We start from the raw sequence: 14199 nt of genomic DNA on the forward strand, positions 1-14199 counted from the left end.
GCCCCGCAGGGGCGGATGAGGGTCCTGGCGTCGCCTCGCATGGCCAGATTGGTGCGGGCGCTGCGCGCCCCGGACCCTCACCCCAACCCCTCTCCCGGTGGGAGAGGGGCTTTTGGTTCCTTCTCCCTTAGGGACAGTGGGGTTGGTGCTGCATCGATGAAGGGCTGACGCTGCACCAGTTCAATGCAGCAGCCGGCGGATCTGCAGGATCGCCTGCGGCGTGCGTTGCACGCTGTGTCCGGAGACGATCACCGTTTCCGAGGCGGCGCCGGGCAGGTGGGCGCTCCAGTACGGCACGATGCCGTCGCTGGACTGCGCCAGCGGCACGCGCGGATCCTCCTGCCCGATGATGGAGTGATAGGTCACCTGTGGTGAGATCGGCAACTGCGCTGCGGCGAGGATGAAAGGGTCGTGGTCGCTGAGGCTGTCGATGCTGTTGGGTAGCCCGTCGAGCATGTTCTTGCCCGCGATGTCCTGGAACTGGTCGAGCACGCGTCGTGGCAGGCCGATCACGGCGCGTGCCAGTTCGCCCACCGTGCCGGCGGCCTCGGGCGTGCCGCGCTGCGGGGTGGCCAGGAAGATCGCTTCGGAGACTTCCGGCATCGGTGCGAACTGCAGCATCGGTCCGAGCCTGGCGTGCAGTGCCTGGCGCGCCTGCGGATCCAGCGCCGCCCCGTCGAACAGGGTTCGCCACAGCCGCTCGCCGTCGCTGGAAGACACCATCAAGCGCGCCAGCACGCCGCCCATGCTGTGCCCGATCAGCACCATGTCATGTGCGGAGACGCTGCGGCGTTGCGGATCGAACTGGTCCAGCGTCTGCTCCAGGGCGTTGCGAACCTGCAGGTGGGTGTAGGGAATCGGCAGGTTGGTCGGGTAGTAGACGAACCAGATCTGATAGCGCGCGCGGACCTGCGGATCGCCGAGCAGGTCGTTGGCCAGGTTGACCCAGGCTTCCGGGCTGCTGGCCAGCCCGTGCAGCAGCACCAGCACGCGCCGGTTCGGATCGTAGGGCTGGGTCAGGAACACGTGCGGCCGGTCGATGCCGTGCCCGAGGCCGAGCAGGGTGCGCAGCGATTGCGCGGCGAAACCGGCGCGCGCCATCCACACGCCGTAGCCGGCGCTGAAATTGGCCGCCAGCGGCACGTCGACACCGCCCATCGTGACCCGATCGCCGAGCGAGGGGTCGTGGACCTCCACGTGTGCGCTGTGGCTGGCCAGCACCTGCTTGAGCGTGCGGCCATCGAAACGCAGCAACACCGTGAGGTTGGGGGTGGGCATGTCGCTGTAGACAGGAGCGGCGTCGGTGCTGCGGATGGCCTCCGCCGCCGGCTGCGGCAGGACCGCGACCATCTCTGCGCCGAAGCCATCGCGCCGATACAGGCTGCGCAGCCCATCGAAACGCAGGCCGCTGGCCGCCAGCATCGTCTCAGGCATCGGCATGTCCTGCGGGTTGCCGACGCCGCTGGCATCCAGCGTCACCGTCCAGTCGGGCAGGGCGGCGATCTGCGCGCCGGCCTCGTGCGTGGCCGGCGGATGCCGCCGGTAGCGTGCGAACAACGCGGTCACCGACTGCTGCACGGCGTAGTTGTAGTAGTCGCGCACCTGGGTCTGGCGTTCCTCGAAAGCGCGTTCGCTTGGCGTGCGTGCGCTGAAGAACAGGTAGGCGTAGGCGTAACGCGCGGTCTGCAGCCAGGCGGCCAGCGTGGCATCGCTGGCCGGGTGCTGCCTGGCGGCACGTTGCGCGGCCAGCAGCGACAGTTCCGCCGCCGTCGCCAGAGTGCGCTCCTGGTCCATGTCGGCATTGCCGAGCAACCGGTCGATGCATGGCGGCACCGTCGCCGTGCAGCGCGCCGCGTCGAGGCCGGCCACGTTCAGCGTCTGCAGCGCGGCATCGCTGGGGCGCGCGGTGCTCAGCGCGTCGCCGCGCTTGGCCTGGATGTAGCGCGCCGCATCCACGCGTTGCAGGGTGACGCTGGCACAGCCGCCGGTGCACAGCGCCATGCACAGCACGACACAGGCCAGGATCGCGCGGTGCCAGCGCCGCCGCTTCATGCCGCGACCTTCGCCGGCTTGCCGGCGCGGCGTGCGAACAGCAGGTCGTACAGCACCGGAATCACCCCCAGGGTCACCAGCGTGCCCAGGGCCAGACCGCCGATCATGGTGATGGCCATGCCGGTCCACAGCGGACCGGCGAACAGCATCAGCGGGATCAGGCCGACGATGCAGGTCAGCTTGGTCATCACGATCGGGCGCAGGCGCTTGACCGCGGCGGCGATCACCGCCTCGTGCCGGCTCAGGCCATCGGCCAGCTCGGCCTCGATCCGTTCGAGCAGCAGCACCGCGTTGTTGACGATGATGCCGGCCAGTGCGAGCAGGCCGAAGGTGGCCATGAAGCCGAACGGATAACCGGTGACCAGCAGCGCGAGGGTGGCGCCGATCAACACGAACGGAATGCTGGCGACCACGATGAACAGCTTGCGGAACGAATTGAACTGCCAGACGAACAGCAGCAGGATCGCGCCCAGCGCATGCGGCATGTATTGCAGCAGCGCCTGGTTGGCTTCGGCGGCGTCCTCCAGTTCGCCGCCCATCTCGATGCGGTAGCCCGGCGGCAGGCGCAGCGCCGCCACCTTGTCGGCCAGCGCGGCCACCACCTGGTCGGTGGTCAGGTCCGGGTTGCGGCCGGTGATGGTGATGGCGCGGCTCAGGTTGCGGCGCTGGATCGTCGAGGGTTCCGAGCTCAATTGGATGTCGGCGATCGCCGACAGCGGCAGCGGCGCGGCGCCGGAGGACGGGTAGATCGGGGTGTCGCCGGGATTGCCGCTGCGTGCACGCGGGTCGCTGTCGCCGCGCAGCACGATCGGCACGTTGCTGCCGTCGTCGTGGATCACCGAGGCGTCCACGCCGCTGTAGCGCAGTTGCAGCGCCTGCGCGATGTCCTCGCTGGTGACGCCGGCGCGGCGCGCCTTGGCCTGGTCCACCTGCACCACGTAGCGCGGAATGCGGCTGTCCCAGTCGTCGCTGACGTCCAGCGTGCCGGGCAGGGCACGCAAGGCGTCGGCGATGCCGGCGGCGATCCGGCGCAGTTGCGTTTCGTCCGGGCCGATCACCCGGTAGATCGCCACGCCGGATTCGGTCGAGCCCAGGGAGAATCGCTTGGGCTCGGCGCGTACCGCCGGGTAGGCCTGGCGCAGGTGGGAGCGCACCTTGGCGATCAGCGCGTCGATGTCGCTGCCCGGCCGCACGCTGACGGTGAAGTAGGCGATGTTGGCCGCCGGCAGCGGCGGGTTCAGCCCGAGCACGATGCGCGGACCGCCGTCGGCGACGTAGCCGATGCTGTCGACGATCTGCGGGTTCTGCCGACGGTCGGCCAGCCACTGGCTGATCGACTGCACGGTGCGCAGGGTCTCGCGCGCATCGCTGCCCGGTTGCAGGGTCACCGGCATCTGGAACTGCAGGCGGTCGGACTTGGGCAGGAAGCTGTACGGCACCGAGGCCAGCACGGTCACCGCCAGGGCCAGCAGGGCGAGCATGCTGCCCAGGAACAGCGCCTTGTGCGCCAGCAGTGCCTCGATCGTGCGCCGGTACAGCCGGTACGGCTTGGACGTGTAGCTGTCGCCATGTCCATCGGCCGGCGCGAGATGCGCGCGGGCGAAGTACATGCACAGCAGCGGGGTGATGGTGATGCTGAGCAGCCACGAGCCGAGCAGGGTCACCGCCAGCACGATCGCCAGCGAGCGCATGTATTCGTTGGTGCTGGTCTGGCCGAAGAAGAACGGCGAGAACGCCAGCACGATCACCAGTGAGGAGGTCAGCAGCGGGATCGCCAGGCTGCGGCCGGCGGCCTCGCAGGCGGCGCGGCGTTCCTCGCCGGCGGCCAGGCGCCGTTCGATGTCCTCGGCGATGACGATGCCGTTGTCCACCAGCAGGCCCAGCGCCAGGATGATCGCGGCGATGGACACGGTCTGCAGTTCCACGCCCAGCACCCGCATCGCGATCAGCGCGCCGAGGATGGTCAATGGCACGATCGCGCCGACGATCAGGCCGGTGCGCCAGCCGAGAAACAGCATCACCACCGCCATCACGATGACGATGGTCTCGCCCATCACATGATGCATCTTGCCCATCTCGCGCTCGACCACGTCGGCCTGGAAGGTGACCACGTGCTGTGCGAAACCCACCGGCAGCATCTTGGCGGTCTCGCCCAGGGTGCGGCGCAGCGCCTTGCCGACCTCGGCGACGTTGTTGCCCGGCGCCATCGACACCGCCACCACCACCGCCGGCTGGCCCTGGTAGATGGCGCCGGCTTCCGGCGGATCCACCGGCATCAGCTCGATCCGCGCCAGCTGCGCCAGCGGGATCTGCCGTGGGCCGTCGGCACCCTGCGTCGCGATCGGGGCATTGCGCAGGTCGTCGAGGTCGCGCACCTCGCCGGAGGTGGTCACGGTCATCGCCATGCCCGACGCGGCGACCAAGCCGCCGCCGGCGACCACGTTCTGCGCGCGCAGTTGCTGCGCGACCGCGGCCGGGGTGAGGCCGGCCTCGCCCAATTTGGTGCGGTCGAAGGCGACATAGACGCGTTCGTCCCGCAGACCGTGGAAGGTGACCCGCTCGACGCCCGGCACGGCGTACAGTTGCGCACGCATCTGCCGCAGCGGCCCGAGCATCTCCGCGGTATTGAAACCGGGCGCGGTGACCGCGATCGAGGCGATGGCGACGCGGCCGAAGTCGTCGTCGACCAGCGGCCCCTGCGTGCCGGCGGGCAGTTCGGCACCGGCCTCGGCCGCCTTGCTGCGCACGCGCTGCCACAGCGCCGGCAGGTCCTTGACGCTGTCCTGCGCGGTGACCTGCACGATGGCGCTGCCGGGATGGATGGTGGTGACGATCTTCTTCAGCCCGCTGACCTCGCGCAGCCGTTCCTCCAGCGGACGCGCGAGCAGGTTCTCCACGCGCTCGCTGGGCATGCCGGGGTAACCGACCTGCACGATCGCGTCGCGCACGGTCACGCTGGGTTCCTCCTGCGAGGGAAAACCGAGAAAGGTGACGATGCCGCCGATCAGGATCAGGGCGGCGCTGAACAGCGCCAGGCGGCTCGATTGCAAGGTGGCGCGGGTCAGGTTCATGGCGAGGTGGTGCCGAGGCGGGTGGTGGGACGGAACGGCACGACGTGCTGGCCGTCGTGAAGGAAGGCGGCGCCGGCGGCGACGATGCGCTCGCCCGGAGCCAGGCCACGCAGGATCTGCACGCGGCCGCCCTCGGCGTGCCCGGTGACGACCTGGCGGCGGCGCACGCTGCCGCTGTCCTGGCGGTACACGAACAGCATGGTCTGGCCGTCGGCCATGCTCGGGATCAGCGCGCTCAACGGCACGCTCGGCGCCTGATCGGCGGCGCTGTCGGGCAGGGCCAGCAGCAGCGATTCGCCGCTGCGCGGCTGCACCGCGTCGGCGCCGGTGCTGTCGAACAGCGCCTGCACGGTGGCCCCGCCGTCCACGCGTTCGGACACGCTGCGCAGGCGCAGCGGCAACGCCTGCTGCGGCGCGCTGCTGCGGTAGGCGAGCACGCTCTGGCCCGGTTGCAGTGCCGCGGCGCGATCGGCCGGCAGCGTCGCCAGCACCTGCGCGCGATCGGCGCCGTCCAGTTGCAGGACCGGCTGGCCCGCGCTCACAAGACTGTCGGGCTGCTGCAGGCGTGCCACCACGCTGCCGTCGAACGGTGCGCGCAGTTCCGATTGGCGCACCGCGCGGCGCGCCAGCGCCAGATCCGACTGCGCGCTGCGCACCTTCGCCTGCGCCGCGGCGAAGGCGCTCTTGGCCGCGGTCAGGGTCGCGGCCGAGGCGGCGCCGTCGTCGAACATGGCCTGCTGCTGGGCGAGCTGGGTCTGTTGCTGCTGCAGGTCTGCCGCGGCGATGCCGACGCCGGCCTCGGCCTGCTGCAGGCGCAGGTTGTTCGGTTCCGGGTCCAGACGTGCGAGCACCTGGCCGGCGCGCACGCGGTCGCCCACGTCCACGGCGATGGCGGCGATGCGGCCGCCGCCTTCGAAGCCGAGATCGGCGCGTTGTTGCTGGCGCACCTGGGCGAGGTAGCGGGTGCTGTCGCGCGCGGCATCGCTGCCGACGGTTTCCAGCTTGACCGCGCGCGGCGCGTCGGCGGGCGGTGCGGCCTCGCGGCCGCAGCCGGACAGCGCCAGCACGGCCAGCGGCAGGCACAGCGTGAGAAGCAGGGTGGGGCGCAGGGTCATGATCGGCGGTGTCCCGGGAACGTTCAGAAGGTGTAGGTGACGGTGGCGCCGCCGCCGGCAGCGGCGCGGCGACGCACCACCGGGCTGCCGTCGGCGGGGCCGACGTAGCGGGTGGCGTTGAGCAGCAGCGAGGCGGTCCAGTGCGGCGACAGGGTGTGATCCCATTCGGCACCGACCGAATAGGCGTACACGCGCGCATCGGCGCGGTGCGGTTGGAATCCGCTGGTCAGGCTTTGCGCCTCGGTGATGCCGAAGTACGCCTGGTTGAAGCGGCGGTCGCCGACGTGCGCGTCCAGGTCCAGGGTCACGTTGTCGGCCGCGGCCTGCAGGGTGAAGCGCGCGCCGGCGCGGTAGCGGTTGCGGCGCGCACCGTCCTTCAGCGCGAACTCCGCCTCGGCGTCCAGCGCCAGGTACGGGGTGAGCTGCTGCATGACCAGGCTGCGTGCGGTGATCGCGCCGGGCACGTCGCCCATGCCGGCCAGGCGCTTGGAGCCGGGGCGCCAACTGCTGTCGCGCTGCAGGCGGCCCAGGTCGTAGCCGAACGACTGGCTGGCGGAGAAGCCGTCCGCGTTCTGGAACTGGACGCCGGCGCCGCGCAGCGTGTCCGCGAACAGGATGCCGCGCTGTACCGAGAGCACTGGCACCGCCTGCACGCGATCGTCGGCGGAACCGGCATAGCGCGGGGTCAGCATGGCGCCGGCGCCCACGCTCACTTGGGTGCGGTCGCCGAACAGGCCGGCGCTGGGGGCCGGATCGGCGTCTGCGGCGTGCGCGACCGCCGGCAGCGCCAGCACCGCCACGGTCAGCGTGGGCGACAGAACGGACAGGAGATGTTTCATCGGAGCAACCTCGTGCGGGGGAAAGGTCATCAGGGCGCGTGCGGCAGCGGCACGCCGTAGAACGCGCGGAACAGCGCGATGCGATCGAGCAGCAGGTCCTGCCGCGCCTGCAGATGCGCCAGTTCGGCCTGCGCGGCCTGGATGTCGCCGGCCAGCAACTCGGGGCGGTCCTGCAGACCTTGCGCCACGCGCTGCTGCAGGCGCGCCACACGCTGGCGTTCGCGTTCGAGATTGGTGCGTTCGCCGCGTTCGCGCTGCTGCAGCGCCGGCAACGCATCCAGCGCATCGGCGACCTCGCGGAACGCCGCTTCCACGGTCTTCTCATAGTCGGCCACCGCGCCTTCCTTGCGCAGCTGTGCGAGATCCAGGTTGGCGCGGTTGCGGCCGCCGTCGAACAGCGGCATCACGAGTTGCGGCATGAAGCTCCAGGTGCGGCTGCCGGGCGTGAACAGGCCGTTCAATGCATCGCTGGCGGTGCCCAGCGAGGTGCTCAGGCGGATCGACGGGAAGAAGGCGGCGCGGGCGGCGCCGATGTCGGCATTGCGCGCGCGCAGTTCGGCCTCGGCCTGGCGGATGTCCGGGCGCTGCAGCAGTAACTGCGAGTCGAGGTCGCGCCAGGTGCGGCCGTCGTCCTGCCCGGCACCCGGCAGCAGGTCCTGCAAGGTGCCGGCGCCGTCCGGCGTGGCGTAGCCGGCGAGCAGTTGCAGGGCTCGGCGAGCGGCGGCGTGATCGCTGGTGGCCTGCTGCGCGCGCGCCTGCGCTTGGTCGTCGTCGTGGCGCTGGCGGTCCAGCGCATCGCGGGAGATCAGCCCGACCGCCTGCTGGCGCGTGGCGATCGCCAGCAGCGCCGCACTGCGCTCGGCGATGGTCTGCGCCTGCTGCTGGCTCTGCAGGGCAGCACGCTCCAGTGTGTAGGCGCGCAGCACCTCGGCGATCAGCGCACCGCGCGCCGCCTGGCGGCCTTCTTCGGAGGCCAGGTAACGCTGCTGCGCCGCCGCCGACAGCGAGGCCAGCTTGCCGAACAGGTCCAGTTCGAAGCCATCCACGCCGACCGCGACGGTACTCAGCTTCTGGCCATAGCGCGCCTGCATGGCCGCGTCGTCGTAGCTGCGACGCGTGCCCTGGGCATCGAGGCCCAGCTGCGGCAGCTGCTGCGCGCGTTCGATGCGGTACTGGGCGCGCGCCTGCTGCACGGTCAGCACGGCATTGCGGAAGTCCGGATCGTGGGCCAGTGCCTGGGTCAGCAGCGGGGCCAGGTCGTGCTGCGGCGAGAATGTCCGTACGAACTGCAGTTCCTGGTCGGTGAGCGCACTCTCGCCGCGATCCGGTGCGGCGGCCGCGGTCGCGTTGGTCGCGCCGAAGGTGGGCGGCAGGGCCGGTTGCGGGCGTTGGTAGACCGGCGCCAGGGAGCAGCCACCCAGGGCGAGCGAGAGCAGGCCGAGCAGGGCGCGGGTGCGACACGGGCGAAGCGGCAGGGACGGTAGAATCATGGCAGCGGTCGGGTGATCGAACTCGACTGCCAGCATCGGCGGGCATGTTCAAGCCGCCTTCTAGGAATCTTCAAGATTCCATCAAGACGCCAAACACGGGCACCGGGCAATGCACGCGAAGAAGATCCTGCTGGTCGAAGACGATGCCGACAGCGCCAGCATCCTAGAGGCCTACCTGCGCCGCGACGGCTTCGAGGTCACCATCGCCGAGGACGGGCAGAAGGCGGTGGCGGTGCATGCGCAGTGGAAGCCGGACCTGGTGCTGCTGGATGTGATGCTGCCGCGGCTCAGCGGCACCGAGGTGCTGTCCACGATCCGCCGCAGCAGCGACACGCCGGTGATCATGGTCACCGCGATGGGCGACGAACCGGAGAAGCTCGGCGCGCTGCGTTACGGCGCCGACGACTACGTGGTCAAGCCGTACAGCCCCAAGGAAGTGGTGGCGCGGGTGTATGCGGTGCTGCGCCGCGCCGGGCCGGCGCGCGCCAGCGAGGAGCCGCTGCGCCACGAGCGCCTCACCGTGGACACCGCGGCGGTGCGCGCCACGGTGCGCGATGCCGACGGCCACGAGGTGGCGCTGGAACTGACCCCGACCGAATTCAACATCCTGGCGACGCTGATGAAGACGCCGTTCAAGGCCTTCACCCGCAGCGAACTGCTGGAGATCTGCCTGCCCGACAGCGATGCGCTGGAGCGGGTGGTGGATGCGCACGTGCACAACCTGCGCAAGAAGCTGGAACACGAGCAGGTCACCGGGCTGCTGGTGACGGTGCGCGCCATCGGTTACCGCTTCCGATGAACTGGGCCTGGTTCCGCCGCAAGCGCCACGCGCCGCTGTGGCAATGGGTAGGCCTGCGCATGAGCGCGCTGGCGGTGCTGACCATCATCGCGATCGCGCTGGGCATGGTGCTGCGCTTCGCGATCTGGGACGTCTCCACCCTGAGCCGCCTGCCGCCGCAGGCGCGGCAGGAGATGCTGCAATTGCGCGAGGATCCGCACAGCAATGCGCGGCGCCTGTGGGAGCTGTTCGAAACCTATTACGACGTGGCCGACTTCCTGCCCGGGCTGGCCAGCCGCGACTGGTGGCTGCTGGCCGGCATGGTGCTGGCGTCGATCCCGGTGATCGTGGTCTGCGGCCTGCTCGCTTCGCGACCATTGTCGCGGCAGTTCTCCAACGTCGCCGAGGCGGCGCGGCGGATCAGCGATGGCGATTTCGCCGCGCGTGCGCGCGTGGTGCCCGGCGCACCGGACGAACTGGCCGGGCTGGCGACGGACTTCAATGGCATGAGTGCGCAACTGCAGCAGTACGAGCGCGAGGTGCGCGAGTCCAGCGCGATGCTGGCGCACGAACTGCGCACCCCGCTCAACGCGGCGATGGGGCGGGTGCAGGGCATGCTCGACCAGGTGTTCCCGAGCAGCGAGGAGCAGTTGCGCATGGTCCAGCGCCAGCTGGAGCAGATCAATCGCCTGGTCGGCGACCTGCACCTGCTGTCGATGGCCCGCGCCAACCAGTTGATGCTGGAGCCGCAGCGGTTCGCACTCGGCGCCCTGGTCCGCGAACGCCTGACCTGGGCGGCGCAGCCGCTGCAGGAGGCCGGCATGCAGGTGCAGGTGCGCATTCCCGAGCAGTTGCACATCAGCGCCGACCGCGACCGCCTGGGCCAGGTGCTGTCGGTGCTGATCGACAATGCGCTGCGCTACGCCGCGGCCGGCGGCGAACTGGCGCTGGAGGCGCAGGCCGATGCCGATGGCGTGCTGATCCTCGTGGCCGATCGCGGTCCCGGCGTCGACGAGGAAGCGCTGGCGCGGATGGGCGACCGTTTCTGGCGCGCCGACGATTCGCGGGCACGCCATTCCGGCGGCAGCGGACTGGGCCTTTCGATCGCCGCGGCCATCTGCCAGGCCCACGGCGGCACGCTGGAGTTCGCCAACCGCGCGGGCGGTGGACTGTGCGCGCGGGTGCGCTTGCCGCATGCGCCTGCCGGCGACGCGGATGCGCTGGTCACAGGTGCGTCCGCGGCGAACCCGCGCAAGCGCCTGGCCTGAGGCTCTTAACGACTGTGGGATGTGGCGGGGGCTTGGCCAGCGGGAGTGGCGCACAATTCGCCCCATCGCAGTGCCCATGCTCGATGTCGCGGCGAACGGCGCCTCGTCGATGAACCCGTCGACCGCGGCACGTCCACGCGCCGAACTGCGGAGCGCAGATGTGGTTCTGCATCTGGCTGTCCACGCGGCACGAACCACCGATGACCGGCTTGGCGGTAAAGTGCATCAAGGCCGACACTGCATCGGCCGCCCCATGCCGCAACCGGATCCCGCAATGCGTGTAGCCAGCACCGCCATCCCGACCGGAACCACCCCCGCCGAATGGCGCTCCATCGAGCACGCCGCCACTCGGGAACTGCAACGTCGCACCGAGGCGGCGCATACGGCGGTGATCGCGCTGCTGCAGACCCACGCCGCTGCGTTCAGCGCGAAACAGCGCGCCCAGATCCGGCGGCGGTTGGCGCGGGGCGTCTGAATCCCGCGGCTGCAGGTGCGGCAGTGCGACATGCGAGGGGTGCGTGATGCCGCAGCCAGCGAGGGCATGACAGGCGCCATCGACCGGCGTCGCATGCCCAGTTGTCAGCGCAAAGGCACACGCGGTCGGTGAGCCAACGAGGCAGCCGCCCGCGTGCCGCGTGTCCGGCGCCGACCATGTCGCTGATTGCCACACGACCTCGGCTATCATCGACCAGACGCTGAGATGAGTAAGGATATGGAAGTGCGACTCACGCGCGAGCAGGTCCTCGCGCTTGCGCCGGATGCGGCATCGGCCAAGGCGGCCGCCGGCCTGGCCACGGACGGGAAGTGGGGCCTGCTCGGCGCCGACGCCGAGGTGCTGTGGGGAGAATGCCAGGGCAGTGGCGCCAAGCCCTACCAGACCCAGGTGGACCTGGTCGCGCTGGTCAGCCGTTGCTCGTGCCCCAGCCGCAAGTTTCCGTGCAAGCACGGGCTGGCCATGCTGCTGCTGTATGCCGACGGCAACCCGCGCTGCGTGCCTGGCACCCGCCCGGCCTGGGTCGAGGAATGGATGCAGGGACGTCGCGAACGCGCGGCGCGCAAGGAGGAAGTCGCCGCCAGCAAGCCGCCGCCCGATCCGCAGGTCCAGGCCGCGGCGGCGGCCAGGCGCGAACAGGCGCGTTGGGCGCGCATGCAGGCCGGCGCGGCCGAACTGCAACGCTGGATCGCCGACCAGTTCCGCCAGGGCCTGGCCAATCTGGGCGCGGAATTCGACCAGGACGCGCGGCGCATGATGGCGCGCATGGTCGATGCGCAGGCTCCCGGCCTGGCCGCGCAGTTGGAGCGCGCCGTGGGCGAGGGCGGCCGCGATCTCGCGCAGCTCGCCGACCTCGGCGAACGCCTCGGCCTGCTGCAACTGTTGGTCCAGGCGGTGCCGCGCGCAGGGGATTTCAGCGCCGCGCGCCAGGCGGACCTGCGTGCCGCACTGGGCTGGCCGCTGGAGCGCGACACCGTGTTGCGCGAAGGCGAGGCGGTGCACGATCGTTGGCATGTGCAGGGCCAGCACCTGATCGAGCAGCCGGGCAATCTGCTGGAACGCCGGGTGTGGCTGCAGGGCCTAGACAGCGGCCGCCCCGCGCTGCTGCAGGAGTACAGCCACGGCGGGCGCGGATGGGAGCAGCATTGGCGCAACGGTCATGTGCATGCCGGCTGCCTGCATTTCCATCCGGGTACGGTGCCGTTGCGCGCCGTGCCGAGCGAACTCGATGCCGGCGTGGAGGCCGGCGCCGCGCTGCCGCGCACCGACACCCTGGACCCCGCCGCCCGTGCGCATGCGCTCAACCCATGGCTGCCGCAGGTGCCGATGCGCCTGCAGGAGGCGCAGATCGCGCACGACGGCCGCAGCGTCCGGGCGCAGCACAGCGAAGGCAGCCTGCCGCTGCAGCTGCCCGCGATGCAGGCTTGGGCGCTGCTCGCGTTCGCCGGCGGTCATCCTGTCTGCCTGATGGGCGAGTGGGACGGCGACACGCTGTGGCCGCTCAGCGCGTGGAACGCGCAGGGCGAGCGCTGGGAAAGGAGCGCGGCATGAACGAGGCCTGGTTGAAACCGGCGCTGCTGGGCATCGATCGCGCGCAACGGATTGCCCTCGATGGCGCACTCGGCGAGGTGCTCGCCGCCATCGCCACGCAGGACGACGCCGCACTGGGCTACAGCCTGCAGGTGGGCGCGTTGGCCTCCTGCCGGCGTGCGGCGCTGCGTCTCGGCGCGCCACTGCCACTACCGCCGCCCGCGCCGCACGATCCGCAAGCGTTGCCCGCAGACCATGCCTGGGTGCCGCTGTTGCGGGCGCTGTTCGCCAGCGCGCAGCCCGCAGCGTGGCTGAAACGCCTTCGCCACGAAGCCTGTCTGCAACTGGCCGCACGCGGCCAGCATCTGCCGGTCGTGGTACTGCCGCAGGCATTGGACGCAGGCGCGCGCCTGAGCGCGCTGCGGGGCGCATTGCGCCCGGTGCTGGGCGCGCGCGGCCGCTGGCTCGCAGGGCGCAATGCGGAGTGGACCTACGCCGCCGATGCGGTAGCGGCGGCGCAGACGCCTGCCGATCTGGCGCGGATCTGGGAGGAGGGCACGTTCGATGCGCGCCTGCTGGCCTTGCGGCAGTTGCGCGCGTCAGACCCCGACGGCGCGCGCCAGCGCCTGCAGGACGCGCAGAAGGAACTGTCCGCACGTGAACGCGCCGCCTGCGTCGATGCGTTACAGCCGCAGTTGTGCGAGGCCGATGCGCCGTTCCTGCAGCAACTGCTGAAGGACCGCAGCCGCGAGGTCCGCCAGTTGGCCGGGCCGATGCTGGCGCGGTTGTCGTCCACCGCACATGCGCAGTACCTGCAGGCGCAGATGTCGGCGGTGTTGCAACAGCAGCGCACCGGCCTGTTGCGCCGAGTGAGCTGGACCCTGGAGGCGCCGAGGGCGGCCGATGCCGGGTGGAACGAGGCGGCCATCGACAGCAAGCGGCCCGACAGCGACGCGCTCGGTGAGCGCGCCTGGTGGCTCTATCAACTGGCGCGGCAGTTGCCGCTCGCCTGGTGGTGCCGCACGCTGGAGAAGACCCCGCAAGAGGTGCTGGCCTGGTCCCGCACCACGGAGTGGGACGCCGCCCTGCTGCGTGCCTGGCTGGAGCAGGTGGACGCCAGCGAGCCGGCCTGGGTGGAAGCCCTGCTCGACGTGGAGCAACGGCAGCGCAGCCCGAGCGAGCTGCTGGCCCTGCTGCCGCCGGAGCGGCGCGAGGGCTACTGGCCGCCGAGTACCGCGCAACTGCAGCGGCAGGCGCTGCTCGGCGAGGTGCTGGCCGGCACCGCCCACGGCCAGCACTTGAGCGCCGCCTATTCGCAGTCGCTGGCGACAGACCTGGGCTCGCTGTTCGGCGCTCCGATGCTGCGCCACGACTATCTGCTGCGCGACGCGCTGCTGGAACTGCTCGCCGTCCTGCATCCGTCGGCATTGCCGCGGGTGCAGGTGGCCGATCCGCCCGCGGACGCCAGCGCCGCCTTGCTCGATTGCGTGCAGCAGGCCCGCCAGCTCCTGGTCCTGCGCCAGAGCCTGCACGCCGCATCCTGATCCTTACGCCTTTCACTGG

10 protein-coding genes are annotated in these 14199 nt (G+C 70.9%); 5 read left to right on the forward strand and 5 right to left on the reverse strand.

The window, feature by feature from the left end:
- Positions 1-180: 180 nt before the first annotated feature.
- Genes SLW55_RS10635 through SLW55_RS10655 form a run of 5 tightly spaced genes read right to left on the reverse strand, consistent with a single transcriptional unit; the run spans position 181 to position 8567 of the window.
- Positions 181-2052: an alpha/beta hydrolase gene (locus SLW55_RS10635; RefSeq protein ID WP_320745079.1), complete on the reverse strand. Its 1872-nt coding sequence runs from the start codon at positions 2050-2052 to the stop codon at positions 181-183.
- Positions 2049-5123 (reverse strand): efflux RND transporter permease subunit, encoded by a 3075-nt coding sequence (locus tag SLW55_RS10640; RefSeq protein ID WP_320745080.1) that lies wholly within the window; start codon positions 5121-5123, stop codon positions 2049-2051. Before SLW55_RS10640 ends, SLW55_RS10635 begins: the two co-directional genes overlap by 4 nt.
- Entirely contained in the window at positions 5120-6238 is a 1119-nt protein-coding gene (locus tag SLW55_RS10645) for an efflux RND transporter periplasmic adaptor subunit (protein ID WP_320745082.1), read from the reverse strand. Before SLW55_RS10645 ends, SLW55_RS10640 begins: the two co-directional genes overlap by 4 nt.
- A gap of 23 nt (positions 6239-6261) precedes the next feature.
- Positions 6262-7077: a MipA/OmpV family protein gene (locus SLW55_RS10650; protein ID WP_320745083.1), complete on the reverse strand. Its 816-nt coding sequence runs from the start codon at positions 7075-7077 to the stop codon at positions 6262-6264.
- Between the two features lie 29 nt (positions 7078-7106).
- A complete protein-coding gene (locus tag SLW55_RS10655; protein ID WP_320745084.1) occupies positions 7107-8567 on the reverse strand; it encodes an efflux transporter outer membrane subunit in 1461 nt (486 codons plus the stop codon).
- 109 nt (positions 8568-8676) lie between these two features.
- Between SLW55_RS10655 and SLW55_RS10660 the strand changes: the two genes are divergently transcribed.
- The 5 genes from SLW55_RS10660 (at position 8677) to SLW55_RS10680 (ending at position 14180) form a co-directional block, all read left to right on the forward strand.
- Positions 8677-9366: a response regulator gene (locus tag SLW55_RS10660; protein WP_152182643.1), complete on the forward strand. Its 690-nt coding sequence runs from the start codon at positions 8677-8679 to the stop codon at positions 9364-9366.
- A complete protein-coding gene (locus SLW55_RS10665) occupies positions 9363-10613 on the forward strand; it encodes an ATP-binding protein (protein WP_320745086.1) in 1251 nt (416 codons plus the stop codon). The genes SLW55_RS10660 and SLW55_RS10665 overlap by 4 nt, the downstream gene beginning before the upstream one ends.
- A 76-nt stretch (positions 10614-10689) precedes the next feature.
- Positions 10690-11088: a hypothetical protein gene (locus SLW55_RS10670; RefSeq protein ID WP_320745088.1), complete on the forward strand. Its 399-nt coding sequence runs from the start codon at positions 10690-10692 to the stop codon at positions 11086-11088.
- A 225-nt stretch (positions 11089-11313) separates the two neighbouring features.
- Positions 11314-12657, forward strand: a complete 1344-nt coding sequence (locus SLW55_RS10675) for an SWIM zinc finger family protein (RefSeq protein WP_267123207.1) — start codon at positions 11314-11316, stop codon at positions 12655-12657.
- Positions 12654-14180 carry a DUF5691 domain-containing protein gene (locus tag SLW55_RS10680; RefSeq protein WP_267123208.1) on the forward strand — a complete coding sequence of 509 codons (1527 nt, stop codon included), beginning with the start codon at positions 12654-12656 and terminating at the stop codon, positions 14178-14180. The genes SLW55_RS10675 and SLW55_RS10680 overlap by 4 nt, the downstream gene beginning before the upstream one ends.
- Positions 14181-14199 lie beyond the last annotated feature (19 nt).

It is taken from the genome of Xanthomonas sp. LF06-19, assembly GCF_034105425.1.
GTDB classification, from domain to species: Bacteria; Pseudomonadota; Gammaproteobacteria; order Xanthomonadales; family Xanthomonadaceae; genus Xanthomonas_A; species Xanthomonas_A sontii.

Bases quoted from the DNA above. Each gene is read 5' to 3' on its own strand.
- SLW55_RS10635 (WP_320745079.1), bottom strand. From the start codon at position 2,052: ATGAAGCGGCGGCGCTGGCACCGCGCGATCCTGGCCTGTGTCGTGCTG.
- SLW55_RS10640 (WP_320745080.1), bottom strand. From the start codon at position 5,123: ATGAACCTGACCCGCGCCACCTTGCAATCGAGCCGCCTGGCGCTGTTC.
- SLW55_RS10645 (WP_320745082.1), bottom strand. From the start codon at position 6,238: ATGACCCTGCGCCCCACCCTGCTTCTCACGCTGTGCCTGCCGCTGGCC.
- SLW55_RS10650 (WP_320745083.1), bottom strand. From the start codon at position 7,077: ATGAAACATCTCCTGTCCGTTCTGTCGCCCACGCTGACCGTGGCGGTG.
- SLW55_RS10655 (WP_320745084.1), bottom strand. From the start codon at position 8,567: ATGATTCTACCGTCCCTGCCGCTTCGCCCGTGTCGCACCCGCGCCCTG.
- SLW55_RS10660 (WP_152182643.1), top strand. From the start codon at position 8,677: ATGCACGCGAAGAAGATCCTGCTGGTCGAAGACGATGCCGACAGCGCC.
- SLW55_RS10665 (WP_320745086.1), top strand. From the start codon at position 9,363: ATGAACTGGGCCTGGTTCCGCCGCAAGCGCCACGCGCCGCTGTGGCAA.
- SLW55_RS10670 (WP_320745088.1), top strand. From the start codon at position 10,690: ATGCTCGATGTCGCGGCGAACGGCGCCTCGTCGATGAACCCGTCGACC.
- SLW55_RS10675 (WP_267123207.1), top strand. From the start codon at position 11,314: ATGAGTAAGGATATGGAAGTGCGACTCACGCGCGAGCAGGTCCTCGCG.
- SLW55_RS10680 (WP_267123208.1), top strand. From the start codon at position 12,654: ATGAACGAGGCCTGGTTGAAACCGGCGCTGCTGGGCATCGATCGCGCG.